At 43.5% G+C, this 25762-nt stretch carries 24 protein-coding genes, 1 pseudogene, 1 riboswitch and 1 other annotated feature; of the genes and pseudogenes, 13 read left to right on the plus strand and 12 right to left on the minus strand.

Going from position 1 to position 25762, the window contains the following annotated elements; genetic code table 11:
* Window positions 1–2 precede the first annotated feature (2 nt).
* Both NIE88_RS03750 and NIE88_RS03755 read right to left on the minus strand, forming a co-directional pair.
* Complete coding sequence (locus tag NIE88_RS03750; protein WP_253058982.1) at window positions 3–734, minus strand: phosphotransferase family protein; 732 nt, start codon at window positions 732–734, stop codon at window positions 3–5.
* A gap of 187 nt (window positions 735–921) precedes the next feature.
* Window positions 922–1707, minus strand: coding sequence for a hypothetical protein (locus tag NIE88_RS03755; RefSeq protein ID WP_253058984.1), 786 nt, complete (start codon window positions 1705–1707; stop codon window positions 922–924).
* 994 nt (window positions 1708–2701) lie between these two features.
* Between NIE88_RS03755 and cysK the strand changes: the two genes are divergently transcribed.
* From cysK to NIE88_RS03770, 3 genes are all read left to right on the plus strand, one after another.
* Window positions 2702–3634 carry a cysteine synthase A gene (gene cysK, locus NIE88_RS03760; RefSeq protein WP_253058986.1) on the plus strand — a complete coding sequence of 311 codons (933 nt, stop codon included), beginning with the start codon at window positions 2702–2704 and terminating at the stop codon, window positions 3632–3634.
* A 423-nt stretch (window positions 3635–4057) separates the two neighbouring features.
* Window positions 4058–4276, plus strand: a complete 219-nt coding sequence (locus NIE88_RS03765) for a DeoR family transcriptional regulator (RefSeq protein WP_253058988.1) — start codon at window positions 4058–4060, stop codon at window positions 4274–4276.
* A gap of 125 nt (window positions 4277–4401) precedes the next feature.
* On the plus strand, window positions 4402–4809 hold the full coding sequence (locus NIE88_RS03770; protein ID WP_253058990.1) for a hypothetical protein: 408 nt from the start codon (window positions 4402–4404) through the stop codon (window positions 4807–4809).
* A 43-nt stretch (window positions 4810–4852) separates the two neighbouring features.
* Here the strand turns inward: NIE88_RS03770 and NIE88_RS03775 are convergent, their stop codons facing one another.
* Together NIE88_RS03775 and leuS are read right to left on the minus strand one after the other, a co-directional pair.
* Window positions 4853–6457 carry a putative polysaccharide biosynthesis protein gene (locus NIE88_RS03775; protein WP_253058992.1) on the minus strand — a complete coding sequence of 535 codons (1605 nt, stop codon included), beginning with the start codon at window positions 6455–6457 and terminating at the stop codon, window positions 4853–4855.
* Between the two features lie 214 nt (window positions 6458–6671).
* A complete protein-coding gene (gene leuS / locus NIE88_RS03780; RefSeq protein WP_253059233.1) occupies window positions 6672–9095 on the minus strand; it encodes a leucine--tRNA ligase in 2424 nt (807 codons plus the stop codon).
* A 143-nt stretch (window positions 9096–9238) separates the two neighbouring features.
* Window positions 9239–9485: a binding site (T-box leader), on the minus strand.
* A 330-nt stretch (window positions 9486–9815) separates the two neighbouring features.
* Here leuS and mnmL point away from each other — a divergent pair.
* Entirely contained in the window at window positions 9816–10790 is a 975-nt protein-coding gene (gene mnmL / locus NIE88_RS03785; protein ID WP_253058994.1) for a tRNA modification radical SAM protein MnmL/YtqA, read from the plus strand.
* On the opposite strand, the gene tbcS is transcribed toward mnmL, so the two are convergent.
* Together tbcS and metK are read right to left on the minus strand one after the other, a co-directional pair.
* Window positions 10787–11854, minus strand: coding sequence for a tetraprenyl-beta-curcumene synthase (gene tbcS / locus NIE88_RS03790; RefSeq protein WP_253058996.1), 1068 nt, complete (start codon window positions 11852–11854; stop codon window positions 10787–10789). The two genes, mnmL and tbcS, sit on opposite strands and share 4 nt — an antisense overlap.
* Before the next feature lie 644 nt (window positions 11855–12498).
* The gene (metK, locus tag NIE88_RS03795; protein WP_253059007.1) at window positions 12499–13719 is read right to left on the minus strand and encodes a methionine adenosyltransferase; all 1221 of its coding nucleotides are present in this window, start codon (window positions 13717–13719) and stop codon (window positions 12499–12501) included.
* A 129-nt stretch (window positions 13720–13848) separates the two neighbouring features.
* Window positions 13849–13965, minus strand: a riboswitch (SAM riboswitch).
* A gap of 255 nt (window positions 13966–14220) precedes the next feature.
* On the opposite strand from metK, the gene pckA reads away from it, so the two are divergent.
* Window positions 14221–15804 (plus strand): phosphoenolpyruvate carboxykinase (ATP), encoded by a 1584-nt coding sequence (gene pckA, locus NIE88_RS03800; RefSeq protein WP_253059009.1) that lies wholly within the window; start codon window positions 14221–14223, stop codon window positions 15802–15804.
* A gap of 50 nt (window positions 15805–15854) precedes the next feature.
* On the opposite strand, the gene ytkD is transcribed toward pckA, so the two are convergent.
* The 4 genes from ytkD to NIE88_RS03820 form a co-directional block, all read right to left on the minus strand.
* Window positions 15855–16364, minus strand: coding sequence for an RNA deprotection pyrophosphohydrolase (gene ytkD, locus NIE88_RS03805; RefSeq protein ID WP_253059011.1), 510 nt, complete (start codon window positions 16362–16364; stop codon window positions 15855–15857).
* A gap of 87 nt (window positions 16365–16451) precedes the next feature.
* Complete coding sequence (locus NIE88_RS03810) at window positions 16452–16628, minus strand: Fur-regulated basic protein FbpA (protein WP_253059014.1); 177 nt, start codon at window positions 16626–16628, stop codon at window positions 16452–16454.
* A gap of 410 nt (window positions 16629–17038) precedes the next feature.
* Complete coding sequence (gene tagH / locus NIE88_RS03815) at window positions 17039–17833, minus strand: teichoic acids export ABC transporter ATP-binding subunit TagH (RefSeq protein WP_253059018.1); 795 nt, start codon at window positions 17831–17833, stop codon at window positions 17039–17041.
* A 14-nt stretch (window positions 17834–17847) separates the two neighbouring features.
* On the minus strand, window positions 17848–18684 hold the full coding sequence (locus tag NIE88_RS03820) for an ABC transporter permease (RefSeq protein ID WP_253059020.1): 837 nt from the start codon (window positions 18682–18684) through the stop codon (window positions 17848–17850).
* 185 nt (window positions 18685–18869) lie between these two features.
* Between NIE88_RS03820 and NIE88_RS03825 the strand changes: the two genes are divergently transcribed.
* The 8 genes from NIE88_RS03825 to NIE88_RS03860 all read left to right on the plus strand — a co-directional run bounded on the left by NIE88_RS03825 (window position 18870) and on the right by NIE88_RS03860 (window position 24690).
* Window positions 18870–19079, plus strand: coding sequence for a hypothetical protein (locus NIE88_RS03825; protein ID WP_253059022.1), 210 nt, complete (start codon window positions 18870–18872; stop codon window positions 19077–19079).
* Between the two features lie 29 nt (window positions 19080–19108).
* Window positions 19109–20641, plus strand: a complete 1533-nt coding sequence (locus tag NIE88_RS03830; RefSeq protein WP_253059024.1) for a spore germination protein — start codon at window positions 19109–19111, stop codon at window positions 20639–20641.
* Between the two features lie 32 nt (window positions 20642–20673).
* On the plus strand, window positions 20674–21789 hold the full coding sequence (locus tag NIE88_RS03835; protein ID WP_253059026.1) for a GerAB/ArcD/ProY family transporter: 1116 nt from the start codon (window positions 20674–20676) through the stop codon (window positions 21787–21789).
* Window positions 21786–22916 (plus strand): Ger(x)C family spore germination protein, encoded by a 1131-nt coding sequence (locus NIE88_RS03840; protein WP_253059028.1) that lies wholly within the window; start codon window positions 21786–21788, stop codon window positions 22914–22916. The genes NIE88_RS03835 and NIE88_RS03840 overlap by 4 nt, the downstream gene beginning before the upstream one ends.
* Window positions 22917–22977: 61 nt before the next feature.
* Window positions 22978–23160 carry a cold-shock protein gene (locus NIE88_RS03845; RefSeq protein ID WP_253059030.1) on the plus strand — a complete coding sequence of 61 codons (183 nt, stop codon included), beginning with the start codon at window positions 22978–22980 and terminating at the stop codon, window positions 23158–23160.
* Between the two features lie 297 nt (window positions 23161–23457).
* Window positions 23458–24018: a ribonuclease FAU-1 family protein gene (locus tag NIE88_RS03850; RefSeq protein WP_253059032.1), complete on the plus strand. Its 561-nt coding sequence runs from the start codon at window positions 23458–23460 to the stop codon at window positions 24016–24018.
* Between the two features lie 14 nt (window positions 24019–24032).
* Window positions 24033–24497, plus strand: coding sequence for a GNAT family N-acetyltransferase (locus tag NIE88_RS03855; RefSeq protein WP_253059034.1), 465 nt, complete (start codon window positions 24033–24035; stop codon window positions 24495–24497).
* Window positions 24498–24552: 55 nt separating this feature from the next.
* A complete protein-coding gene (locus NIE88_RS03860; protein WP_253059036.1) occupies window positions 24553–24690 on the plus strand; it encodes a hypothetical protein in 138 nt (45 codons plus the stop codon).
* 196 nt (window positions 24691–24886) lie between these two features.
* Here NIE88_RS03860 and NIE88_RS03865 read toward each other — a convergent pair.
* Window positions 24887–25583, minus strand: a pseudogene (locus tag NIE88_RS03865) ((Fe-S)-binding protein); the annotation flags it as partial.
* Window positions 25574–25759: a hypothetical protein gene (locus NIE88_RS22740; RefSeq protein WP_373689399.1), complete on the minus strand. Its 186-nt coding sequence runs from the start codon at window positions 25757–25759 to the stop codon at window positions 25574–25576. The pseudogene NIE88_RS03865 and the gene NIE88_RS22740, both read right to left, overlap by 10 nt.
* Window positions 25760–25762 lie beyond the last annotated feature (3 nt).

The raw sequence follows: 25762 nt of genomic DNA on the forward strand, positions 1-25762 counted from the left end.
CATTAACGCAGAATATCCGCAGCATATTCATTGAGCCAAAGCAGATCTTTCTCGAATAAAATCATTTTTTTCATTTCGGCATGCTCCTGATGCCAAAACATAAATCTTAAGGTCATAGCCACCATATGCCATACAAGACGCAAATTCAGAGAACGCGTGAGCTTGAGTCCATAGAGACCAAGCCAATTTTCCCACTGATCTTCTTCGACATACCAGTAAAGCAGCATCGCTAAATCCATAGCCGGATCAGCGATTACAGCCTGATCCCAATCAACAAGATATAAACTTTTTTCATCGTGACTGAGCAACCAATTATTATGATTAATATCTGAGTGACAGACCATTTTATTCGGAAATTCGGCGAGTTCGGCCCTATCTTTCAAAAGATTTAGGGATTGCCTGAGCGCTCGCGTCTCAGTTCGTCCCTTGGCCCGGCTCTCCAATTGATTGAGTATTTGTGTGGTCGTCATCGGTTTCTTGCCCAAGCGTCTCATCATGCTCAGGAGAGGTTCAGATGTGTGAATTTTTTTCAACAGACCCGCAACCTGCTCTGAAGACATTTCTTTCGGCATCAGCACTCGGCCTTTCATCCACTTCTGCGCGGTCAATACATCACCGTTGTCCATACGCCGCGTCCAAAGCAGCTTGGGGACGATGCCCTCCGCAGAGAGGACAGCAAGAAAAGGGGAAGAATTTCGCTTTATAAAAAGCTTATTTTCCCCTGAACTCGCCATGAAGGCTTCTCCTGTTAATCCTCCTGCGGGAGAAATTTTCCAATCATCGCCATCGAAAAATCGAATCAAAGCATTCCACCATTGCCTTTCCAGATCTGCTTTTTATCTCATGCAAAAAACAGACTATGCCTAAAAATATACCACGTTCGCCTTCAATCAACAATCATAAAAATCCAAATGATTTTAATCAGCTTGTCCTTGGCTCGGAGACAGTTTCGCTATCATCAAGCAGCGCTTCGACACATTCGATCTGTCCTCGCTTTATAAGCAATGAATGCTGATTCACTTTCTGGAACCATGCTGCCTCATTTCTCAAGTCAACAAAGAACCCCTCGGGCTTACTCCCTTTATACTCAATGTAACAGTCCGGAGCATACACAATCATCTCCACATCCATATCCGGCACCCCTTTGCTCTGCAGAAAGGCAGAAACAACCGCCTTGGATCGGCGAAGCGATATTAAGGGATTTAAGAGCGGACGTACCGCTCCATTGGTAATGACATTCCAATTTCTCTGTGAAGCAGTTTGAAACACATCACCGGGATCGCTTAAAAGCGGCTGGACACAACAAATCATATCATTTGCAATCAGCAGTGAATCAAGCTGCACGGGACCGGACCGAGTAAGAAGGACCGGCCGGTACATAAAGAAAGAAACATCGTTTATTTCTTTAATGAAACGTCTTAACCAATGCTCCGAATAAATGGTGTCCGGGCAGGACGACCATTCAAATGCGGTTCGTGTCGACCATTCCAATTGCTTGTCAAAAAACCAATCCTCAAATTCATCTTTCATTTGGTTTTTATATTTATCGGCATCATCATCTGATTTTTGAATACTGTGAACACGTTCCCAGTCCTCTTTCCATTCCGCATAGCGCCTTTTTTTCAGCCAATGATAACGATTGGCGTAACTGCGGAAATTCATTTGGTAGCGAGAAATGCATTGATTAATTTTAATGAGTTGAGCCATACCTGCTCCCCTTCTCTCGTACAAATAATGCTGTATAGAAACACTTCCTATGAGAAAACCTAAGTGCTGCCAGCGTTGTTCAAAGCTTCGCTTCGTTAAGATTCACTTCGTTCTCACTTTATTTTAATTCAAAACTCCGTTTAGGCGAAGCTTTTATTCACCTGGTAAAGGAAATTCAGAGACCGGTAGATAATGAGGCGGCCGCTCAGGCTGAACTTTAAAAAGGATCATCACGCAATCCTCCCATGATTTTCCTGATCGTTCGCGGCAGATTCATGGATCCATTCACCAGTCCAACGCCTTGCTAAAGAAATTGTAGATAGAACAACCACTGTTCCATTTGGCAACCAATCACGGATACCCTTGTCCAAAATTATTTCTTAACTAATGCAGTTCTTGATTCGGGAGGCGTGAAGCAAAAGAACGCACGGCCGACCTACCAAAGCCATCAATTCCCGAAAGTCAAACGAATGGTGCCGACACGAAGTTTAAGGAGCAGCCTGAATTACTGCCGCTCTTTTTCTTTATAAGTACACCAAAAAAAATGGTACAATGAAGATCTGACAAATTCATTTTCCGTTTATCAATAGAACGGCTAACAAGGCATCATTCTTAATGTTTCAGCAAACGTGATCGCGAGAAAATAGTGATTAAGCATCTCCCACACGTTAATCAAAGACCGCTCCTATGAAAAGATAAACGATTCATTAACCAGAACTTATTTGAGAACCACCATTCATTAATCTGCGTTTTCATTATAAAATTTATCTCTATAATTGGAAATTGGAAAATCATGCAACAGCGGTCGACTCAGCCTCTGTAAATCCTGTATAATAAAACTAATTCAATTGGAATAGTGCGTGCGTATTGGTTGCAGCTTTGCTGATGAAGCAATCACAATTAATTGGACATGCACCTTTTTGTTCGCTGTAACATCACGATACTTTAAAAAAATGATTTTTACAGAGATTGATTAAAGAAAAGAGAGGTCATTATGACAAAAATTGTCCCATCCATTGACGAACTGGTCGGCGAAACGCCTATGGTTCGACTGAATCGGCTGCCCGATCCGAACGGCGCAGACATTTATGCAAAATTAGAATACTTTAATCCCACAAAAAGCGTAAAAGACCGCGCAGCATTGTATATGATTCTCGATGCCGAACGTCAAGGTATCATTACGAAAGGGGCAACCATTATTGAACCGACTTCGGGAAATATGGGGATCGGTCTTGCGATGGTCGCCGTTGCACGCGGTTATCAGGCAATTATCGTAATGCCCGATACAATGACGCAAGAGCGAATCAATTTATTAAAAGCCTTTGGAGCGGAAGTAGTACTGACTCCGGGTAAAGACAAAATGCCCGGCGCAATAAAGAAAGCTCGTCAGCTGGCCGATATAATGCCGAACAGTTATATGCCGATGCAATTTGAAAATCAGGCAAATCCGGAGGCCCATCAAAAAACAACGGGTGTGGAAATTATAAAAGATATCCAGACGCTCAATCGCCCATTGCGAGCCTTTGTCGGAACTGCCGGAACAGGCGGCACCGTCTCCGGAGCCGGGAGAGCTCTAAAAGACGCATTTCCCGATTTGACCATACACATCTGCGAACCTGCCGGATCGCCGGTGTACACCGGCGGAAAACCGGGGCGCCATAAAATCGTCGGTACCAGCCCCGGATTTATCCCCAACACAATGGACATGTCACTTATTGATGAAGTTATTGACGTCAGTGATGAAGATGCTTATGAAATGACACGCAGATTAGCAAGTGAAGAAGGCATTCTGTGCGGTCCTTCTTCAGGTGCATCTGTTTATGTTGCGCTTCAGGTTGCAAGGCGTTATAAACCAAATGATGTGGTGGTTTGCGTCATTAACGATACTGGTGAGCGTTATTTATCCGGAGACATTTTCCCACGATAATTCATTAAATCCTTAACCTCCGTTTGTATGAAACTCGGAGGTTTTTTATTTCCCTTTGTTGTTCTTTTCAACTCTAAATAATCAAACATTTTGACTTCAACGTTCAGCAAACCGGTGATAAACAGGCAAAGAAACATCATCTGAATTTAAGCATCAGCAAAATAATAAAAAAAGCATTTGACTTTTTCATTTAATGAGTTATATTTAAACTGTTAACAGAAAATTATGTGACTTCTCAACTTGAAAAATCCATTTGGTTCATGATTCAGCCTGCTTTTTTCGTAATGCGGACGACCAAATGGCCAACGTATTTTATTTGAGATGTTTCGGCATTTTCGAAACTCTGTGTACGGACTCTTGCTTGAATATTTCGCTCAATAAGAGATCTTTCTTTTATTGATAAATAATCTAGGGAGTGATGATTTGAGTCCTTCAACTGATCGAATGCTAAATCGCGTTAGATCCGTATATTTGTTCATTCGCAAACAAGGTGTGGTTACGACGAAAGAGCTGGTTGAAGAATTTGACATGACACAGAGAACAATGCAAAGAGACTTGAATATTTTAACCTATAATGATTTGGTTCAAAGTCCCCGAAAGGGACAATGGGCCGTGACAAAGAAACGAGTTAAAGTTTCGTGAGCTGCGTAGAACAGCTCTTTTTTATTTGCCGGTTGTTCAAAAAGCGAAACGCATGGCAAAGTGCATCCTTAAACATAGACTATAGGTGAATAGCTCGATTTAATTTATCAAGGAGGAACCTATCTATGTTTTCAAACAGCAATGCGTTTCCGCAAGACGCCAGCGCTTTTCAACCTTCATCAGCTCCCAGAGGACGGATTGACCGTCCGAATCAAGCAGACTTTCAGAACACGCCACCAACACTTCCTAATCAGACTGACATGAATCAGAAATTTCCTCAATCTGCCCAACAATTGGGAAACCCCTATGCAGAAAACAGTTTTATCTGGAACGCTCCTTCTGAAGACAAAAGGCAGATGCAGCCGCCCTTTTTCAATCCTCAGCAGCTCGAGCGCCGCCTTAGGCAGATTGAACGGCAGCAGGATCTCTTTCAACGGGAGCTCCAAAATCTTGATCGAAGAGTACGTTCCATTGAACGCCGGCTCGGGTTTCCAGTCCCGCCAATCGGCATGCCAGGATTTCCGCCGAGATAACAATAATAAAAGGAAATTCGGAGCTAGCTCCGAATTTCCTTTTTTACAAGCGATTATCTCTTCGTCCTCTGAGTCCTCCGGTGATTCGTCTGAGCAGCCCGGTCCATCGTGCAAGGATCAGATAGACAGCAGCACCCAATAAGACGCTTAGAATGACTACAATGAACGCAACACCGCGTCCGTTCGGCACGTTCCCGCCAAAGAGCAGGAAAACAAGTTGAATAACCAAACACATGATGATTGTATAGCCGACAATATGAACTGTTTGCCGCGCAATCTGTGAATAATGATAATCGGTCGCCTTCTTTATTGCAATCAAATTAATTAAAATACAAAGTGTGTAGCCGACATTCGTCGCAATGACCGGGCCCACCATCCCAAAAAATTTCATAAATACCGGGTTCAATAAAATTTTGACAATCACGCCTGCCAGAAGACTGATCAGTGTAACACGTTGATGATTAATTCCCTGCAGAATCGACGCCGTCACTTGGAAAAGTGCGAAAAAGATAGCTGTCGGTGCATACCATTGCAGCACTCGTCCGCCAATGAGCAAATCTTCCGGCTTAATCTCAAAAAGCAAACCATGCACCATATATCCTAGAATGGAAAGTCCAATGGATGCCGGAACCGTAAGAAACAAAACAAGTTCAAAGGCCTGAGTGATTTTATGATTCACGTCTGTAATTTTCCCTGTGGAGTAGGATTTAATAATTGCCGGAACTGCACTGACCGCAAGTGATGTTGCAAGCGTAACCGGAATCATCACCATTTTTTGGTCATTCATTGTCAGGTCGGTAATGATCTTTTTGGTTACTTTCCCGGAATATTCCAGATAGTGATAGGCCATAGCCTGATCAATGAGCTGATAGAGCTGCATTGAGATACCGACCGCCACAAAGGGGACAGCATACGTAACAAGCTCCTTATACATGGACAGATAGGAGATTCGGTAACGATGCACTCTCTGCTGCTGCATATTATCTAAATATTTTCGTCTCCGTACCCAGTAATGCAGCATGACGTACAAACCGCCAACCGCTCCGACAAATGCTGCAAAGGTGGCCAACGCGGCTGCGGTAACTGCCGTTCCTTTTAAAACATTCATAACCAGGAAAGCACCGATTAAGATGAAAGCAACGCGAACAATTTGTTCAACAACCTGTGAAACAGCAGTAGGCCCCATAGACTGGAACCCCTGAAAGTAACCGCGCATCAGACTCATTACCGGTACCACAAGAATGGCAATACTCACTACTCGGGTGACCATGATTACATTCGCTATGTCTGATTTGTCAGGTATGCCATAAGATGCTACGATATACGGCGCCCCCAAAAAAAGAATGAGGAAGCCGACAATTCCTGTCACGGACATCAGAACGATTCCTGACTTAAAAAGACGCTTTCCGGATTCGTAATCGCCAAGCGAATTATATTTGGATACAAATTTTGAAACCGCGAGCGGCAGTCCCATGGTCGAAACACTCAGCATGATTCCATAAGGGGTATAAGCGTACTGGTAAAGGAAAGAACCTTCCGTTCCGGTCATCGCATTGTACGGAATAACAAATAGAATACCCAGTAATCTTGATACAAACGAAGCAACTGTGAGAATCACAGCTCCACGAACCATGGTTGATGCGGACATCTGTCAACGCTCCTAAATCTTCAATTGGGCGAACTGCCCACAACTCTTAGTATTTTACCACATTCTGCCGTTCATACGAGATTTCTTGGCGATCTCTTGCATGATTTGTCACATTTTGTCTTTGCTGTTGGTTCGATAAACGAACCGACAGCAGTAGTAAAAAACCGCTCTTATGCTTTCGCATTAAGAGCGGTTTTTATGCTGGTGCTAAGGTTTACTTGGCAACAATATTAACGAGTTTATCAGGAACTGCAACGATTTTCTTAACCGTTTTACCCTCAAGCTGCGCCTTAACGTTTGTATTGTTCATCGCCTTGTTCTGGAGTTCATCTCTGGATGCTCCTTTTTCAACTTGAAAACGTGCACGAATTTTGCCGTTCACCTGAACAATAATTTCGATCTGATCTTCAACAAGCTTCTGCGCATCATAGGCCGGCCATGCGGATTTTTCAACAGATTGGTCATGACCGAGCAGTGACCAGATTTCTTCACTGATATGCGGTGCAACCGGTGAAAGCAGCTGAATAAATCCTTCAGCCATATAAGTCGGAATTTGATCCTGCTTATATGCCTCATTGATGAAGGTCATCATCTGGGCAATACCGGTATTAAAATGCATCGCGGCAAAGTCTTCGGTTACCTTTTTCACAGTCAGATGATAGCCTTTCTCGAAATCTTCGTTTGGAGCTGCTTTCTCCGCCACTGCCTCGGAAATACTGCCTTCCGCAGTAACAAACAGCCGCCATACCCGGTCAAGGAACCGGCGGGATCCGTCGATTCCTTTTTCCGACCAAGGCTTGGCTGCATCGATTGGCCCCATAAACATTTCATACAGCCGAAGTGTGTCTGCACCGTGAGAAGCGACGATATCATCCGGATTAATCACATTGCCTTTTGACTTGCTCATTTTCTCATGATTTGTTCCGAGAATCATGCCTTGGTTGACCAGTTTCTGGAACGGCTCTTTGGTCGGTACAACGCCAAGATCATAAAGCGCTTTATGCCAGAAACGTGCATACAGCAGGTGAAGCACGGCATGTTCGGCCCCGCCAACGTACAGATCCACAGACATCCAGCGCTTTAATTTATTCGGATCAGCAAGCTTTTCTCTATTACGCGGGTCAACATAACGAAGAAAGTACCAGCTGCTGCCTGCCCATTGAGGCATCGTATTGGTTTCACGGCGACCCTTCATACCGGTTTCCGGATCAACGATATTAATCCAGTCCGTATCATTTGCCAGCGGCGATTCACCGGTGCCGGAGGGTTTGATGTTTTCCGTCTTCGGCAGACGCAGAGGGAGCTCTTTTTCAGGAACCGCTTTAAGCGATCCGTCTCCCATATGGATGATCGGAATCGGCTCGCCCCAATAGCGTTGGCGGCTGAACAGCCAGTCACGCAGCCGATAAGTCACCTTCCGTTTCCCGACCTTGTGATCTTCCAGCCAGTCAATCATTTTTGTGATGGCTTCTTTTTTGCCAAGTCCGTCAAGGAAGCCGGAATTTACATGCTTGCCGTCACCGGTATATGCTTCTTTCGACAGATCGCCGCCTGCAACAACTTCAATAATTGGCAGGTGAAATTTTGTCGCGAATTCATAGTCGCGGTCATCATGCCCAGGAACCGCCATAATCGCCCCTGATCCATAAGTAATCAGGACGTAATCCGCAATCCAAACGGGTACTTTCTCACCGTTAACCGGATTGACTGCGTAAGCACCGGTGAAAGCACCGGTTTTCGTTTTATTGAGATCGGTACGTTCAAGATCGCTTTTGGCGGCGACTTTCGAACGATATTGATCGACCTCTGCCTGATATTCCGCTGTGACAATTTTGTCGACAAGTTTGTGTTCAGGGGCGAGCACCATATAGGTTGCACCGAACAGCGTATCCGGACGTGTCGTGAAAATCGTGACATACTCATCTTTATGTCCGTCGATCTTAAATTGAACCTCGGCACCTTCCGAACGCCCGATCCAGTGCCGCTGCATATCTTTAATACTTTTCGGCCAGTCGAGATCGTCCAGATCGTCCAGCAGCCGATCGGCGTAAGCCGTAATTTTCAGCATCCACTGTCTCATCGGTTTACGCACAACAGGAAACCCGCCGCGCTCGCTCTTGCCGTCGATGACCTCCTCATTAGCAAGCACCGTTCCAAGAGCCGGGCACCAGTTTACAGGTACTTCTGCGATATATGCCAGCCCCTTTTTGTAGAGCTGAAGAAAAATCCATTGTGTCCATTTGTAGTAGCCTGGATCCGTTGTATTGATTTCACGATTCCAGTCATACGAGAAACCAAGCGATTTAATCTGTCTCTTGAATGTTGCAATGTTCTGCTCGGTAAAGTCCGCCGGATCATGACCGGTGTCAAGAGCATATTGTTCCGCAGGGAGCCCGAATGCATCCCAGCCCATCGGATGCAGCACCTCAAAGCCCTGCATCCGCTTCATACGTGCCATAATATCAGTCGCCGTATAGCCTTCGGGATGACCGACATGCAGTCCTTTTCCTGATGGATACGGGAACATATCAAGTACATAGTATTTCGGCTTATCGGAATCATCATCAGTATTAAAGGTTTGATGATCATCCCAATATTTTTGCCACTTCGCTTCAATTTTTTGATGATCAAAAGCCATTGCCATGGCAAGTTCCTCCTTTTACAGATAAAAAATAAACACATGGTTAAAGACGAGCGATGCCAGTATGAGAAGAACTAAGGTTTTCTATAAAACGGGTTAACGAGCCAAAAAATATAAAAACCTCCCGCCCTTAACTCGTTGTTAGGGACGAGAGGTTGAGGTTGATGCTTAAGTCAAATTCCCGCGGTACCACCCAAATTAGCAACGGCTACTGCCTGCCGTTCGCTCGCTTGTTGACCCCATAACGCAGGTTTGCGGCGAAGTGCCCATTTAAGGGCTGCGTTCGCAACTCAAGGAGCGAGTTCACTTTTCTCCGTACCGGCTTGCACCAAACGTCGGTTCTCTGAAAGCGGATCACAAGCTACTTTTCTCCATCATTGTCGTTTCATTAATAAGGTTGTGTTTCCATTTTATTGATATTAGCAGGAGATGTCAACTCAGGTTTGAACAAAAAGGCGATTTATGCTGAAAAAGCAACAAATCATTATTCTATCTCTTCTTGTGCGTTGTATTCGTTGAACCTTTTTCCGTTTCAGGTGCTATTCGATGAATTTTAATGCAACCACGCATATCGGCTCAAATCCGTTTCATATAAATTGTGCACAGTAATGGTAGGTATACACAGTTATCGTTTTTTTAAACCGACTGTTCGCTTGCTTTATATTTCCCTGAATGTTTGCTAGAATGTGCGATAGGTTAGCGAAAGGAGCCTGCAACTTGACTGAACAAAAATGGCCGGCACATTATGGTCCGGATAAACGATATTATACTTGGAATACTTACTTAAGGCGCAGATTTGGAAGCAAGGTTTTTAAAGTTCCGCTCGACGGAGGCTTTGACTGTCCCAACCGAGACGGCAAAGTGGCCTGGGGCGGATGCACCTTTTGCAGTCAGAAAGGATCCGGCGACTTCGCGGGCAGCCGGCGTGATGATTTGACAACTCAGTTTACTGCAATCAGAGAACAGATGAAAAAAAAATGGCCGCACGCCGACAAATACATCGGCTATTTTCAAGCGTTTACAAACACATACGCGCCTGTTGATGTCCTCCGTGAAAGCTATGAGGTGATTTTGGAACAAGAAGGCGTTGTCGGACTTTCGATCGCTACACGCCCGGACTGTCTGCCGGACGATGTCATTGACTATCTTGCCGAATTAAATGAGCGCACATTTCTTTGGCTTGAACTTGGCCTTCAAACCGTTCATGACGAAACCGGGCGTCTGATTAATCGTGCTCATGATTACGACTGCTTTACTCAAGGTGTTGAAAAGCTGCGCAAGCATAACATTCCCATCTGTGTTCATATTATTGATGGGCTGCCGCGTGAAACAACGGAAATGATGCTTGAAACAGCAAAAGCAGTTGCGAAGCTCGACATACAAGGCATAAAGATTCATCTGCTCCATCTGTTAAAAAAAACAGCCATGGTCAAGCAATATGAAAAAGGATTGCTGCAATTCCTTGATTTTAAAACATACGTCAACCTTGTCTGTGATCAGTTGGAAATGCTCCCGCCTGACATGATCATCCACCGATTGACGGGAGACGGACCCGCTGATTTAATGATCGGTCCGATGTGGAGCTTAAACAAATGGGAAGTGCTTGACGCGATTGACGATGAACTGACAAGGCGCGACAGCTGGCAAGGCAAATTCGTCCGTCCGGTTGCCGGTTATTCTGCGAAAAACTAAATACTCTGCCGGATTCTCCGGTAGATCCAGCCATTGATAAAGAAGAACAAAGCGCTTGCTCCAGACTTGCAGATCAGCTTTCGCGCAAGCACTCGAACATTGCGTTGGCGTGCGACTTTTCGATCAGCAAGATAAATACCGAGCAGCCCGCGATTAATCATTTTATGAAAATTTTTATTCGGCATATTTTCAATCGCCGCGTCTGCTTCTTCAATAAAATGTTTGAAGCGGCTGATCATTTCCTCATTGCTGCAATAATAGGAACAGAAATTCAAGTCGCCTTCAATCCGGTCTTCTTCCTGATCGACAAAATAATCCATTAAAATATGAAGTCCCTGAACCCAAGGGAAATAGCTGTCTTTGATCCGACCCACAAGTTGTCCCATTTCGCTGCCGCGCGAAGCCGCATAAGAGACGATGCAAAAGATACCCAGTGTCGATCCAGAGCATGCGGCAAATTCATACCAGCTCATCTCAGGGAGATGGGCTTTATTTTTTTGAAACCATTCAATAAGCCGCGGGACGCGCTGATCTTTCGTCACATGCTTATGCACCTGAAGATCGCAATAAAACCCGGCTAACTCATGAAGCGCAGGCTGAATGCGTTCCAATGCCGAAAGTTGGCTGAGTACCGTCTGGCATTCAGACACAAGGTCTTGAAGATACCCTCCATCATTGCTTGAACTGCGATGTTTGTAGTAATCCTCCGGTCCGGCGCCGGGAGTCAATGCGTTCAGCATCGATTGATGCAAACAGCGAAAATCAGCCGGATCAAGCGACGTGCTTCGGTCACATAAGTTGTCCAAATAATCACTGATCGTTTGATAAGCGACAATGAACGAAATTATCTCCTTCATGTGCCCCTCAGCTAAAAGGCCGTAAATGGATCCTCCTTCACAGTGAAAGGTTTTCGTTTTAATACTTGCGAGTGCCTGCTTGCGCAATTCAGTATCAGGGATTTCCTCCGCGCGCTTCTTCCATTTTGCAAGATCACCATGTACTTCGGGAAGCACTTTTCTATAGATTTGTGCCATTAATTTAATCGGTCTGGACGGTACGGTCATCATTTTGCCTCCCTATAGAGACGCTCTTGTACTTAATAACGTTCGGGCAATCTCCTTACTTACCATCTATTATAGCAAACGATCATTCTGCTTATGCGATCTAATTAGAAAAATCGGGCAAAAAGCGCCTGATCCTTACTCCCGCAGGATGCGTTGCGTGCAGGACGTACTTTCACAGGGTGTGATGACTTTCGCGTTGCATCAGGACGTATGCGTATTTAGCGAAAGTTCCCTTTACTCCAAATGCGGTTTTGAATCATCAACCTTCAACAGACATGTCTATTTGATAAATCGCTTTGGTCCTTTATTAAGTAACGAAGTAAAATAAGCGGAGATTTTCCGATTATATGTATCATAGCGCTTGTTTCACGGGAAATAAGGGTAATTTTTCCGCTTATTCAAAGAAAAGCCCTCCATTTTCACGTTTTTCGATTCGATAAGCGGAATTTCTCCGTCTATTTAATCGATTTTTTCATTCATTTTCGAATTAAGCGGAATTTTTCCGGTTATTTCTCAGATTAGGCACTTACCTGATCGCCCAACTGAATCTTATGACCAAGCCAAAAGGCTAAACTTTCTTATCTTGTAAAGAAAAACGCTTTTTACACCCATAAGGCGTAAAAAGCGTTTCTGAGTATACATGTTCAATGCGTCTGAAAATCCGAAATAATCTGCCTTTTCAGCAAATCCGCTTTGTCCGTCTTTTCCCAAGGAAGTTCAACATCCGTACGTCCAAAATGTCCGTACGCCGCCGTCTGGCGATAAATCGGCCTTCGCAAATCAAGCATTTTAATAATACCTGCCGGGCGGAGATCAAAGTTGCGCCGAATTAACTGAACAAGCTGTTCTTCAGTTGCCTGGCCAGTGCCGAACGTGGCTACCGAAATGGATACCGGCTCAGCAACACCGATCGCATAGGCAAGCTGCACTTCGCACTTTTCTGCAAGACCGGCCGCAACAATGTTCTTTGCTACGTATCTTGCCGCATAGGAAGCTGAGCGGTCGACCTTTGTGGCATCCTTTCCTGAGAAAGCGCCGCCTCCATGCCGTGCATATCCGCCATATGTGTCAACGATAATTTTTCGTCCGGTCAGGCCGGCATCTCCTTGAGGGCCGCCGATGACAAAGCGTCCGGTCGGATTAATGAAGAATTTCGTTTTCTCGTCAATAAGCTGCTCCGGAACGGTTGGATTAATGACAAACTCATGAATATCCTTTTTGATCTGTGCTTCAGTCGCTTCCGGATCATGCTGCGCCGAAATAACAATTGTATCGATACGTGCCGGATGTCCACCTTCGTCATATTCAACCGTTACTTGAGTCTTTCCGTCCGGGCGAAGATAGCCAATTGTGTTGTCTTTCCGAACATCAGCCAATCTCTTCGCTAATTTATGTGCAAGTGATACAGGAAGAGGCATCAATTCAGGTGTTTCATTGACAGCGAATCCAAACATTAAGCCTTGATCCCCGGCACCGATCGCTTCAATTTCATCCTCCGACATCATTCCCTCGCGTGCCTCAAGCGCTTTGTCGACGCCTTGCGCGATATCGGCCGACTGTTCCTCAATCGAAGTCATAATTGCACAGTTCGATGCGTCAAACCCGTATTTCGCGTTGTCATAGCCGATCTCTTTAATTGTCTTGCGAACAACTTTCGGGATATCCACATAAGTGGACGTAGATATTTCACCGGTCACAAGGACAAGTCCGGTATTAACAACTGTCTCACATGCGACCCTGGCATTTGGATCCCCCTTCAGCAGTTCATCAAGAATCGCATCTGAAATCTGATCACAGATTTTATCCGGATGCCCCTCAGTTACCGATTCAGAAGTGAATAATCTTCTTGAATACTTCTTTGTCATTTTCCTTCACCCTGCCTTTCAAACATTATATACAAAATGGTGTCAACGGTACCCGATCCCTCTGCTTTTGTTTTCAAGGCATGAAAAAAGCCCGCTCCACTAATGGATAGGCCGATTCTTATCGCGCGCCTCTTATTATCAGAGAAAATGGAGATCTCTCTTTTCTCTGCAGGTTAGCACCGTACCGTTATTCGGCCGGTTGCCGGGCTTCATCGGGCCTGTCCCTCTGCCTACTCGGAATAAGAGCAGCCGTGTATAATCCCCATCTTAACGCAGGGAATTAAAATTGTCAATCAAATATTAGGTTCTCGACGAGCCATTCAATCAGCCACTAAACGCATGAGAATCAATAAATTGATCATCATAACTTTTTTAATTCATGATCTCTTTACGATTGCGGAATATCTGAATCATCATTACACTATTAGTAGGTTACAATCATTAAAATGTGTTATATAATAAAGAATGAGTGAATATCTTCACAAAGAAAGGGATGTTCTTATGAAGCATGCATTTTTAGAAACCCCAATCTCTGAATTGCTCAGTACCGGAACCCCATTTATTAATTTGTCTGTTCCTGAACTCATTGAACACGCTTTGAAGAAGAATGAAGGTCTTTTAGTTAATAATGGCGCGCTTGCCGTAACGACCGGGAAATATACAGGACGCTCTCCGAAAGACAAATTTATTGTGAAAGATGATGTTACAAGTAATACTGTTGACTGGGACAAAAATCAGCATACAAATGAAACCGTTTTCCTGAATCTTTACCGAAAGCTGTTTGCTTATTTAAGTGATCGGCAAGAAAAATATATATTTCGTGGTTTTGCCGGAGCCGATCGAAAACATCGTCTTGCGATTCAAGTTGTTAATGAGCATGCGTGGCAAAATCTCTTCTGCCGCCAATTATTTATCGAACCATCTGATTTGGAACTTGAACATCATCAAGCAGCTTTTACCGTTCTGTCTGCGCCATGCTTTAAAGCAGATCCTCTGACTGATGGTACGCGTTCTGAAGCATTTATTATTATTTCTATGAAGTACCGCATTGTGTTAATCGGCGGTACCGAATATGCGGGAGAAATCAAAAAATCGGTATTTACTGTAATGAATTACTTACTGCCACAAAAAGGAGTGATGCCGATGCATTGCTCCGCAAATCAAGACAGAAATGGCGATACGGCTCTTTTTTTCGGTTTATCCGGCACCGGAAAGACGACGCTCTCCAATGTGCCTGACCGACAGTTGATCGGAGATGACGAACACGGATGGTCAAATGACGGTGTGTTTAATTTTGAGGGAGGGTGTTATGCAAAAACGAGCCGCCTGTCTCATGAAAACGAGCCGCAAATTTTTGACAGCATTCAATTCGGTACGGTGCTTGAAAATGTTATTATTTCTCAAGTTGATCGCATACCCGATTATTTCAGTAACGCGCTGACAGAAAATACGCGTGCCGCCTATTCACTGCAAAATGTTGCAAACGCACTGCTTCCAAGCATCGGGGGACATCCAAAAGCGATTATTTTTCTGACAGCCGATGCGTCCGGAGTCCTCCCACCAATCAGCGTACTGTCACCGGATCAGGCGATGTACCAATTTCTCTCGGGATACACAAGTAAGCTTGCAGGCACCGAGCGCGGAATTGTAACCCCTGAATCCACTTTTTCCACATGCTTCGGAGCGCCGTTTATGCCGCTTCCGGCAATAACCTATGCCGAATTTTTAGGCTCATTGATTAAACAGCATAATGCAAGCGTTTATCTGGTCAACACCGGATGGACTGGCGGCCCATATGGGGTCGGCAAACGAATAAAACTTACTTATACACGGCAAATGGTTCATGCAGCCTTGAATGAACTTCTTGACAAAGAAAACATGTTTACTGATCCGATATTCGGATTGCAAATTCCGCAATTCTGCCCCGGCGTACCTGACCAAATACTGATACCATGGAAGACATGGAGCAATCCATCTGCGTATCAACAGGGCGCGAAACTGCTTGCTCAGAAGTTTCAAACGAACTTCAAACAATTTCGGCATGTACCTGAAAACATCCGCAGCGCAGGACCGATTACTCAATAAAAGCAGCAGCCCCTTCCGAATTCGGAGGGAGCTTTTTATATGCCTTAGTCTTAGATGTGTACTTCGGATTCGGACACAGGCATCCAACGTCCTTGACGGATCGCTTTCATCGACAGCTCAAGCACTTGATCTTTCATTAAAAAACTATACTGTTCCTGATTCTTAATCAAATGCGGCAGGTTGCTGATCAGTCTCGGTCCGTCTGTCTCTAAATAATTTTCTTTCAGGGTTATTTGATCAATTTCCGCAAAGTAAATATTCTTGATGATTCGTTTAGCGCGACCGTCCACTTGATACTGCCCAATATAGTACAGCTGAGCTGCATGCGCACCGGTTTCTTCGAAAATCTCTCTTCTCGCCGCCTCCTCCGGCCGTTCTCCAAGCTCTACTTTACCTCCGGGAAATTCAAGTCCACGTCTTGAATGCATCGTGAGCAGCCATTGGCAGTGAAATCGGCATAGAACCCAAACATGTCTTGGATCTGCTGAAAAAGGTGAAGATAAAAGGGCAAGGGTTACTTTATTTCCATAAAAATCCGGAAAACTGAGATCGTGATTCATTTGGCCATTACCTCCGCACCTGCGTTCTGCAATCTTTAAACCTATTTTAACAAAAGATGGTTCATAGTCACTACAGGATTTCTATTTTCAGCCGATTTCTTCTTCGCATCTTTTCCGATAATTTTTCCACTCGTTTTCCAACTCGGACAGTGTCCATTCATTTAAATGATCGGACTCTTTCGCTACGAAATTTCTTCTTAATTCGCGAATCAAGTATCGTTTTCGATTTTCAACAGCCCTTCTCAACAAATTAATGTGATTCATGAATGAACGGAATCACGATTAAGCAAGCGGTTACATTTTGATTGTTCAATCATGCTTCCTTCCTCCTTTCTATACGAATACATCCCACGCTCAGACGAAAGATTTAATCGATCAGTTTTTGTATCGATTATCATGCCCATGGCTTATATTTTTAAACACTATTATACAATAAAAGCGCTTACAATACACATATAAATAAAAAATTCAGCAAGCTTATATCGCAAATTTTTTCAAAAAAGGTTTCATTGCAGAAAAATATGGCAATAGTACAAATAACCCTAACCCCAATTCACTTTTTATTTATATCCGCATTAATTTGCGGATTTTTTACGTGTAAGAATGAAGAGAAGGCTGCCTCTTTGTCATGGTACCGGCAAAGAGGCAATCTTTTTCTTCGATTAAGATCCCTTTCACGCATTCATCATTCGGCTCTTTTGCACACTTTCCTGAAAAGCTTTCTTCTCTTTCTTCGTCATCTTTTTATACTTTTTAATAAAATTCTCATACTCTGGCATCACTTCCGACATTGGTCCGTACCGTTCCACATGTCCATATTGGATCCAGAGCGCCTTTTCACAAAATTTCTTCATCTGGCTGATCGAATGACTGATGAAGAAAATAGTTTTACCTTTTTCTTTGAATTCATTCATTTTATCCAGACATTTGTCCGCGAATGTCTGGTCACCGACAGATAGCGCTTCGTCAATAACAAGAATATCAGGGTCGATATGGATGGAAATCGCAAAGCCGAGGCGCGAACGCATTCCGCTCGAATAGGTCTTCACCGGCTGATCGATGAAATCGCCAATATCGGCAAATTCAATAATCTGCGGTGTCAATTCTATAATCTGCTTTTTGTCAAAACCAAGCATCAGACATTTTAATTCAATATTCTCACGTCCGGTCAGCTCTTTCTTCAAGCCGGACTGAATCGCGATCAGTGCTGCCTCCCCTTTAATTTCAACCGTGCCTGAGGTAGGCGGAATAATTCCGGCAATAATATTAGACAGCGTCGACTTTCCTGAACCGTTCACGCCGATGATTCCGATCACATCACCTTTATTCGCTTCGAAGCTGATTCCTTGCAACGCATAAAAAGACTTGCCATACCCTTTTGGGGAAATGAGATCTAATATTTTTTCTGAGCTTCTCGCGTACATTTTATATTTTTTTGTTACATCTTTTACAATAACCGATTTTTCCATGAATGGAGATCCCCTTACAAATAATCTACAAAATGATCTCTGAATTTCAGATGCACAACCGAACCGAACAGTAAAGCTGCGAGAACAAAGCCCCAAAAGTAAGCCGTGTAGCCGATGTGATCAATCCCGTACCATGAAGCGCCAAGCAATGTAGATCGGTAGCCTTGAACAAGATAATACATCGGATTCAGCAACAGGATGTTTTGAATGTAACCAAGGAGGCCTGCATGGACAAGACGGGCAGGTTCCCATAGAAAGGGTGTCAGATAAAACATCATTCGCATAAGCGAAATTAAAACTTGGTGCACATCACGAATAATCGTAGAAAATGTGGACGTGATTAATGATACGGAAAACAGAAAGGCCAGTGCAGCAAACATAAAATAGGGCAACTGAACCATATAGATACTGATCTTATACTCTGTAAATTGCAGAATCACAATAACAATTCCCGTGATCATTAAATGCTGATAAAACTTTTCAAGAATGACATAGCTGGGAATCGCGCTCATCGGAAAATTCATTTTGGCGATGAAGCGAATCCGCGAATAAATCGATTTTGATCCTTGGATAATGGCCGGCTGAACAAAAAACCAAACAATAATTCCCGAGATTAGCCAGACAATGTATGGGGCTTGAACTCCGTTATCAACCGGAATGTCTTTGCTCCTTCCCAATATCTCACCAAAAACCAGCCAATAAATCAAAATCTGAATCAACGGATTAATGATTACCCAAGCCATGCCTAAGTAATTATTATTATTCTCACTTTTCAACTCATAGAGGGACAAGCGCCTGATCAAGTAAAGGCTGTTTACCTGTTCCTTAAGAACTTTCCATGCCGATTTCATATCAATTTCCTTCCAATAATCATCAAGATACAGTACTCCAATCCATACTTTAACACAGCTTATTTAAAAAAGAAAATGTACCTGCACACCTTTAACAGGAACATTTAAGAACTGAAGACGCATGAATGGCTCCTCTTCCGGACAGAATAACTCGTAAAACAAAATGGTCGTTCAGGAGGATGAGTTTGATTAGTTACCTGCTGTTTTGCAGCTATTTACCCCTGCTGCTTCTCTTTTTAATTTCTGTCCTATTGCGATGGAACACAACATCATACGTTTTTCTTTATATTTTGTCTTCGTGGACATTTACCATTCCATTACTTGTCCTATTTCTTGAACAGAAGAAGCATGAGCCTGAGAGAATGCAATCGCCGCAACGAAAAGGCAAGGCTTAAGTAAAGTAGTATGAAACGAGGAAGCGCCAATGCTTTGGTTTAAAAAAGAAAAAGAAAAAGAAAAAATAAATACAGACACGAGAAAAACCGATCATCCTAAAAACGTGCGTCATCTTTTAAATCAACTGAAGAGAAATCCTGATTTCGTCCATTATAAGCACGTAGGCGGTTCATTTTCCTGCTGGATCTCGTTTTTCAGCTCACTGATTAATGATGAGTCCATTCATCGTGATGTTCTGCCTTTTTTATATAGTGACAAGATTCGCAGCCTAGACGATATCCGTAAAAATGTCCCCATAGAAAAGATGATTCGCACAAGTGATCTGAAAGAAATCCAGACAAAGCTAATGGTTGGCTTTATTTTGATCCAGATCCGTGAAAACAGCAACAATGCGCTTCTTATTCCATCGGTACTTCGGGAGGGCAGGCAGATTGAGAAGTCTGAGGTTGAGACAAGTATCATCGGTGCCAAAGAAGCTTTTGTAGAAGCAATCGATACGAATATCAGTCTCATTCGTAAACGAATTCCAATCCCACAGTTTACTGTTGAAGAGCTGCGCGTTGGCAAGATTTCTAATACACGTGTTTGCCTCACTTATATTGATGGGATTGCGAATGAGGAAAATATTAATACGGCAAGACAGCGCATTAAAGATCTTGAGATAGATCATCTTATTGATACATCAGCTTTGTCGCAATTGATTTCCGATAATGCTCGGTCGCCATTCCCAGTATTTATTGATACAGAACGGCCGGACCGCACAACGGCCGGACTCTATGAAGGGAAAATCGCTGTTCTCGTTGACGGATCACCCAACGCGTTAATTATACCGACAACGTTAGTCGAATTTTTTAATGCTTTTGATGACTATTTTGTCGTCTGGCATTTTGCTACTGCCTATCGATTATTACGCTTGTTTGCCGTGGCTTTTTCTGTTCTTTCCTCAGCCACATATGTCGCTGTTCTTTCATTTCACTACCAGCTCGTTCCAACGGATTTGCTTGGTGCGCTGATCACATCACGAAGCGTCGTTCCTTTTTCACCGATGGTTGAAGCGCTCATTCTTGAAATTATGATTGAACTTTTACGCGAGGCTGGTGCTCGTCTCCCGACCAAGGTCGGTCAGACAATGGGTATCGTTGGCGGTATTGTTATTGGAACTGCCTCGGTTCAGGCAGGTCTAACAAGCAATGTCTTACTTATTCTTGTCGCCATGTCTGCACTCGCTGCATTTACAACGCCAAATTATAAAATGGGAACCACTATCCGTTTTTTGAGATTCCCATTCATTGTCGCGGCGAATATTTGGGGATTACTTGGAATCACCGTATGTTTCACTTTTTTCGTCTGTCATCTTCTTCGTCTCACGTCGCTTGGACGGCCGTTTATCGAGCCTATCTATCCGCTGCGCCTGATCGATTTAAAAGATTCATTCATCCGCTTTCCCTATTCACATCAAACAGAAAGGCCCATGTTTTTGCGACCTGGCGATCCATCACGTTTTGATTACAAGCGCTCAAAAAAAAGGGCGGGTATTCAGCAGAACGATATTGATGAATAACCTACTTTGTAGATTTGAAGGAGATCTGTGGATTGACATCACCGAAAATTAATGAAACCCAACAAGTATCACCTAAAAACACCATGTTTATCATTGGTATGATGCAAATTGGCGTCGGTCTTCTTTCGTTTCAGCGCATCGCTGCATTGAATTCGGCGCAGGACGCTTGGTTTCCCGTGCTTCTTACAGGTGCAAGCACACTAATCATCATGGGGGTCATTTTCAGACTGCTTGAGAATGAAAAGCCTTATGGGACACAAGAACTTTTTTCAATGCACAAACGTTTTTTCGGAACCATAGTTGGCAATGCACTCAATGTTGTCGCTATCGCTTATCAATTCATGGTTGGATTAGTTTTTCTAAGAGCGTATATTGAAATTATCAATGTCTGGATCTTTCCAAAGCTTTCACCGCTTGCATTCTCGTTCATCTTCAGTGTGATCATCTGGTATCTCGTCATGGGTGGATTTCGTGCAATCACGGGTATTTTCTACCTCAGCTTTATTTACATACTTCCACTGAATCTCGTTGATTTTTACCTGATCGGAGATTCACATCTTTCTAATTTGCTGCCGATGCTTGAGCATATGCCTTATGATTATTTACAAAGCTTTTTCAAGATGATCCCATGCTATCTTGGTTTCGAAACAATTCTCTTCTACTATCCGTTCCTGAAAAGGCCAAAAGAAGCCAAACAGTGGGCAATGTTTGGTCTTACACTGACAACCTCTGTGTACGTGACCCTCTGTATTCTTGGGACGGTTTACTTTAGCCATGGGGAACTGATGACTCAGGTTTGGCCGATCATCTCATTTTGGAAAAGTATTCATTTTCCATTGTTTGACCGTTTTGAATATTTAGGGATGATCCTTTGGATTTGGGCACTGATTCCCAGCTTCGCACTCGGGACATGGGTTGTTTCTCGCGGAATTAGAGAAATTACCGGTTATATCAAGCAAAAGTATGCACTCATTTTTGTTTTTCTGCTGAATATCTTATTTTGCACCATCATCCACAACCGATTGCAAATTAATCTGATTCTCCATTACTTATCCTATGTCGGTTTTGGATTTCTTTACATTTATATCCCGTTTCTTTTCTTCTGGCAGTGGATACTCAAGAAGAAGAGGAGGAGGAAACACGTATGAAGCGGTTAATCAGCCTTATCAGCTGCATCCTTTTTCTTGCACTCAGTGGCTGCGTACAGCCAAGTATCATTGACGACATTCTGATGGCAGAAGCAGAAGGTCTTGATTATCTGGGAGATAATAAAGTGCTTGGTACGATTACAGTACCAAATTATGTTACGGGCGGCGTGAGCGGCTCAGGAGGCGGCGGCCTTCCTGCCACAGCTGCAATGATGTCTTCTGCATCAGCAATTACCTATGACGGTAAATCACTGGTCGAAAAACTTCAGGTGAAAGGTCAAAAAGCGATTCGCGTCGGCAAGTTAAGAGTTATGCTGCTTAACAAAGCTTATCTCCAACACGGGATCAGGAAATTGATTGAATTTCGAAATCAGGACCCCGATGTCGGACGCGATCTGTATTTGATTATGGTTGACGGCAGCACGAAAGAATTGCTGGAAGGAACCTATCAGACGCAAATTCCAATTTCACGCTATATTTATGATCTCATCTTCCATAATCAGGAGAAAAATTTTCCGCTGAGTAACATGAAAATTTTCATGTACAAATATTATGGCGCACATATGAATGCCTATATGCCGATTATCAAAAAACAAGGAAAACATATTGTGCTTACCGGATACGCGTTGATTGAAAACAATCGTTATGCAGGAACTGTGATGGGCGACAACGCCAATTTCATTTTTAAATCGTTACTTGAGACCGTTAATCTTGGCTACTATGATTATGAATATAAACCGGGTCAGCATTTTGTACTGGAGGACATTCAGTCAACTATTTCCTATAAGGTCAAGAACGGTAACGGGGCTGAACCGAAAATCACTGCACAAGTTAAAATGAGCGGAAATGTTCGGCAGGGAAATCCTGAAATAAAAACAAAAAATTATTATACAAAGATGAAAAAGAAATTGCAAAATCACTTGGAAAACAGGATGGAAAATATGGTCGCAGCCTTTCAAAAAAAAGGTGTCGATCCCATCGGACTTGGTGATATAGCGCGCAGTTACACGCGCCATTTTAACGATTCGTCATGGGAAGACCATTATCCAAATGCACAGTTCCGTGCACACGTGTCAATTGACATCAATGAAACTGGGAGCTCCGAAATGCATGATTCTTCATCCTGATTGATAAATTTCTGAAAAAAGCATATAATAAAGAGATTAACAGGAAAGGGGATTTTTATTAATGGGATTTAATCGAGGCCCGCAAGAACCGGTTCCTGAAGCAGAAACAGCAATTTGGACATGTACGAACGACTCATGCTCTGGGTGGATGCGCGATGCATTTTCCTTTGATGAGACACCTAAATGTCCGCTTTGTCATTCGGATATGAAAAAAGAAACAAAAATGCTGCCGGTCATTGATTGACCGTTACGCCCAATCTTACAATTAATCATTAAGCTTTGAGCAGCTTATAGAGCAGGACGGTTTTTCTGGCATAGTTCAGAAAAATCGTCCTGTGTTTCTTTTTTCAGAGGGTATCAATGAAACGCAAACGTAAAAAATAATGATGATGGCCACGAGCTAACGCACGGAAAATCCTTGGGATAAGTTTTCAAAGATATGAAAAATACATAGTTTGTATAGAGGAATATCAATCGAAAGATTCCGCATTATTTAGTGATTTACGTTACAATAGACAAAGGTAGGACAGAAGGTGAACATGTGAAACTGACAAAAATGAAACGAAAATATGCGGATCGTCGCGGCTGGCGTCGAATCATTTCCAGCCACACACGAAAAAAACAATTTATGTGGCCCGATTTTCATGGAGAGGCCGTTCTGATTCAATTTAATGAAATTAAAGCACCGCTATCCGTTGTTTACGGCGGTGTTCGCACGAAGATCGTTGATCAAAATTATTCTTGGCTGCAACTCTTTCCTGCACATTCGCCGAATTTCGTTCTGACGGCGATGTTCAACGCGAAGCAGCGGCTTGTTCAGTGTTATTTCGATGTCATTCATCAGGTCGGACGTGATGAACAGGGAGTACCTTGGTTCGATGATCTGTATCTCGACTTGATCCTTTTCCCGAATCACAGACTTTATTTAGTCGATGAAGATGAGTTGCATGAAGCGCTCGAAAGCGGCATCATCACTCCGAAAATGTATGAGAAGTCATGGAGGACCGCCCATCGCCTCATGCAGTTCATAAACAGAGATCCTGAGCATTTTCTTTCTCTCGTGCGCGATGTACGCAGCACCTTTCCATACTCTAGATTATAGGAGGTTCAACATTCATGAGCATTCTGATCACCGACATGTTGGAGGAGGATTTTGCTCCGTACCTTGACAATTCGACAAAAGAGTACGCCAAAGAAAAGCAGCAGTCCGGCGCTTGGCCTGCTGAGCGTGCATTAATGAACGCACGTGCTGAGATCAGCCGTCTGCTTCCGCAAGGGTACCGGACTGCTAATCACCGTTTCCTGTCTCTCGTGGACGAGACAGGAAGAAAAGTGGGCATCTTTTGGCTACAGCTTTCACCGGAACGCAGGGAAGCCTTTATCTATGACTTTGAAATCTTTGAACCGTACCGCGGTCACGGATTAGGGCAGCTCGCCATGCAGACGCTTTTCGTTTACTGCCGTACACTTGGGCTCATAAAAATCAGTCTTCATGTGTTTGCGCATAACACGCGTGCCTATCATGTGTATCAAAAACTCGGCTATCAAGCGACCGACATTAACATGAGCAAATGGTTATGATCCTGCATAACGAAGCTTCTGAAATCGCATACTAGATTTAGGGAGGTATGCGGTCATGTCTGAAGCAAGGAAGAAAGAGTACCGATCTAATAAAGGAGCGGCTGCGTCAAGTGTCTCTCCAGCCGGGCGCGCTAAGAATGACCATCAATCATCCGTTTCCAAATTGGAGGAACGCGCCCGTAAGAATAAGTAAGCAGCAAGCAGCCGAAAAGAACATTCGGCTGCTTAATTCTTGACTATAAATATTAATCAACAAATGCTTCAACCAGAACATCAGCAATGTGCATGGCACGCACTTTACCCGTTTTATTTGCACGCTCGAGTCCGAGCTTCATTTCAAGAAGACAGCCGGGATTGGCAGTTACAATCGTCTGGGCATGCGTATCTGCGGCTTTCGCCATTTTGTGATCGAGAATTTGCATGGCCATAATCTCCCGCCGATCCGCAGCATGTATCAGCCCCTTCCATTTCTACAAAATGTGCGCCCTCAATCGCGTTAAGAAGAACTCTTGGTTCATCGAAGGTTTTCATGACATTACGCAGATGACAGGAATCTTGATACGTAACGATCTGTTTCGGAAGACGCAATCGATATGTTCTCTGAAAGTCAAGGTCAACCAGAATAGCAGAAATATCCTTTAATTTAGCGACAAAATGTTTTGCACGTTCCACCCAATCCGGTTCATTTTTAAGTAAATGGTCATATTCAATCAGAAACGCGCTGCCCCCCCCAGCATTGGTAATAATATAATCTGCTTCCACAGCTTCAAAGGCTTCGATATTTCGTCTTGCCATCTCTTTCGATTTTTCAAGCTCACCGTTATGTCCATGAAGTGCACCGCAGCATAATTGATTTTCAGGAATCACAACGTCACATCCCGCTTTTCGGAGCAATTTTATCGTCGCGTTGTTGGTATCAAAAAACATGGTATCCATAAGACATCCGGCAAACAGGGCAACCGTTGCCTTCTTCTCTTCTTCATGTTCAAATTGACGCGGGCGCTGTTTCATTTCGCTTCGTTTCGGTACCTCCGGCAAAACCTTTTCCATCGTAGCCATACTCTCTGGAAACAGATTCATGAATCCGACTTTGCGAGCAACCTTCGAAAGGCCGCTGCGCTGATAAAACCGATCAGTCCAGTCACTTTCTCCATTCGATCCTGACGCGGAAAAAGCTGATCGAAGACACCTTTACGGAGCATTTTAACACGAATGGTTTGTTTTTTATTACGCTGGAGAATTGCACGAGCATCTCCAATCAAAAC

This window comes from Sporolactobacillus shoreicorticis (assembly GCF_024125445.1).
Taxonomy (GTDB): domain Bacteria; phylum Bacillota; class Bacilli; order Bacillales; family Sporolactobacillaceae; genus Sporolactobacillus; species Sporolactobacillus shoreicorticis.

Bases quoted from the DNA above. Each gene is read 5' to 3' on its own strand.
- NIE88_RS03810 (WP_253059014.1), bottom strand. From the start codon at position 16,628: ATGAATCACATTAATTTGTTGAGAAGGGCTGTTGAAAATCGAAAACGA.
- NIE88_RS03860 (WP_253059036.1), top strand. From the start codon at position 24,553: ATGTCTGAAGCAAGGAAGAAAGAGTACCGATCTAATAAAGGAGCGGCT.
- NIE88_RS03750 (WP_253058982.1), bottom strand. From the start codon at position 734: ATGGCGAGTTCAGGGGAAAATAAGCTTTTTATAAAGCGAAATTCTTCC.
- pckA (WP_253059009.1), top strand. From the start codon at position 14,221: ATGAAGCATGCATTTTTAGAAACCCCAATCTCTGAATTGCTCAGTACC.
- cysK (WP_253058986.1), top strand. From the start codon at position 2,702: ATGACAAAAATTGTCCCATCCATTGACGAACTGGTCGGCGAAACGCCT.
- leuS (WP_253059233.1), bottom strand. From the start codon at position 9,095: ATGGCTTTTGATCATCAAAAAATTGAAGCGAAGTGGCAAAAATATTGG.
- NIE88_RS03820 (WP_253059020.1), bottom strand. From the start codon at position 18,684: ATGAAATCGGCATGGAAAGTTCTTAAGGAACAGGTAAACAGCCTTTAC.
- NIE88_RS03770 (WP_253058990.1), top strand. From the start codon at position 4,402: ATGTTTTCAAACAGCAATGCGTTTCCGCAAGACGCCAGCGCTTTTCAA.
- ytkD (WP_253059011.1), bottom strand. From the start codon at position 16,364: ATGAATCACGATCTCAGTTTTCCGGATTTTTATGGAAATAAAGTAACC.
- metK (WP_253059007.1), bottom strand. From the start codon at position 13,719: ATGACAAAGAAGTATTCAAGAAGATTATTCACTTCTGAATCGGTAACT.
- NIE88_RS03845 (WP_253059030.1), top strand. From the start codon at position 22,978: ATGGGATTTAATCGAGGCCCGCAAGAACCGGTTCCTGAAGCAGAAACA.
- tagH (WP_253059018.1), bottom strand. From the start codon at position 17,833: ATGGAAAAATCGGTTATTGTAAAAGATGTAACAAAAAAATATAAAATG.
- NIE88_RS03775 (WP_253058992.1), bottom strand. From the start codon at position 6,457: ATGTCCGCATCAACCATGGTTCGTGGAGCTGTGATTCTCACAGTTGCT.
- NIE88_RS03755 (WP_253058984.1), bottom strand. From the start codon at position 1,707: ATGGCTCAACTCATTAAAATTAATCAATGCATTTCTCGCTACCAAATG.
- tbcS (WP_253058996.1), bottom strand. From the start codon at position 11,854: ATGACCGTACCGTCCAGACCGATTAAATTAATGGCACAAATCTATAGA.
- NIE88_RS03855 (WP_253059034.1), top strand. From the start codon at position 24,033: ATGAGCATTCTGATCACCGACATGTTGGAGGAGGATTTTGCTCCGTAC.
- NIE88_RS03840 (WP_253059028.1), top strand. From the start codon at position 21,786: ATGAAGCGGTTAATCAGCCTTATCAGCTGCATCCTTTTTCTTGCACTC.
- NIE88_RS03830 (WP_253059024.1), top strand. From the start codon at position 19,109: ATGCTTTGGTTTAAAAAAGAAAAAGAAAAAGAAAAAATAAATACAGAC.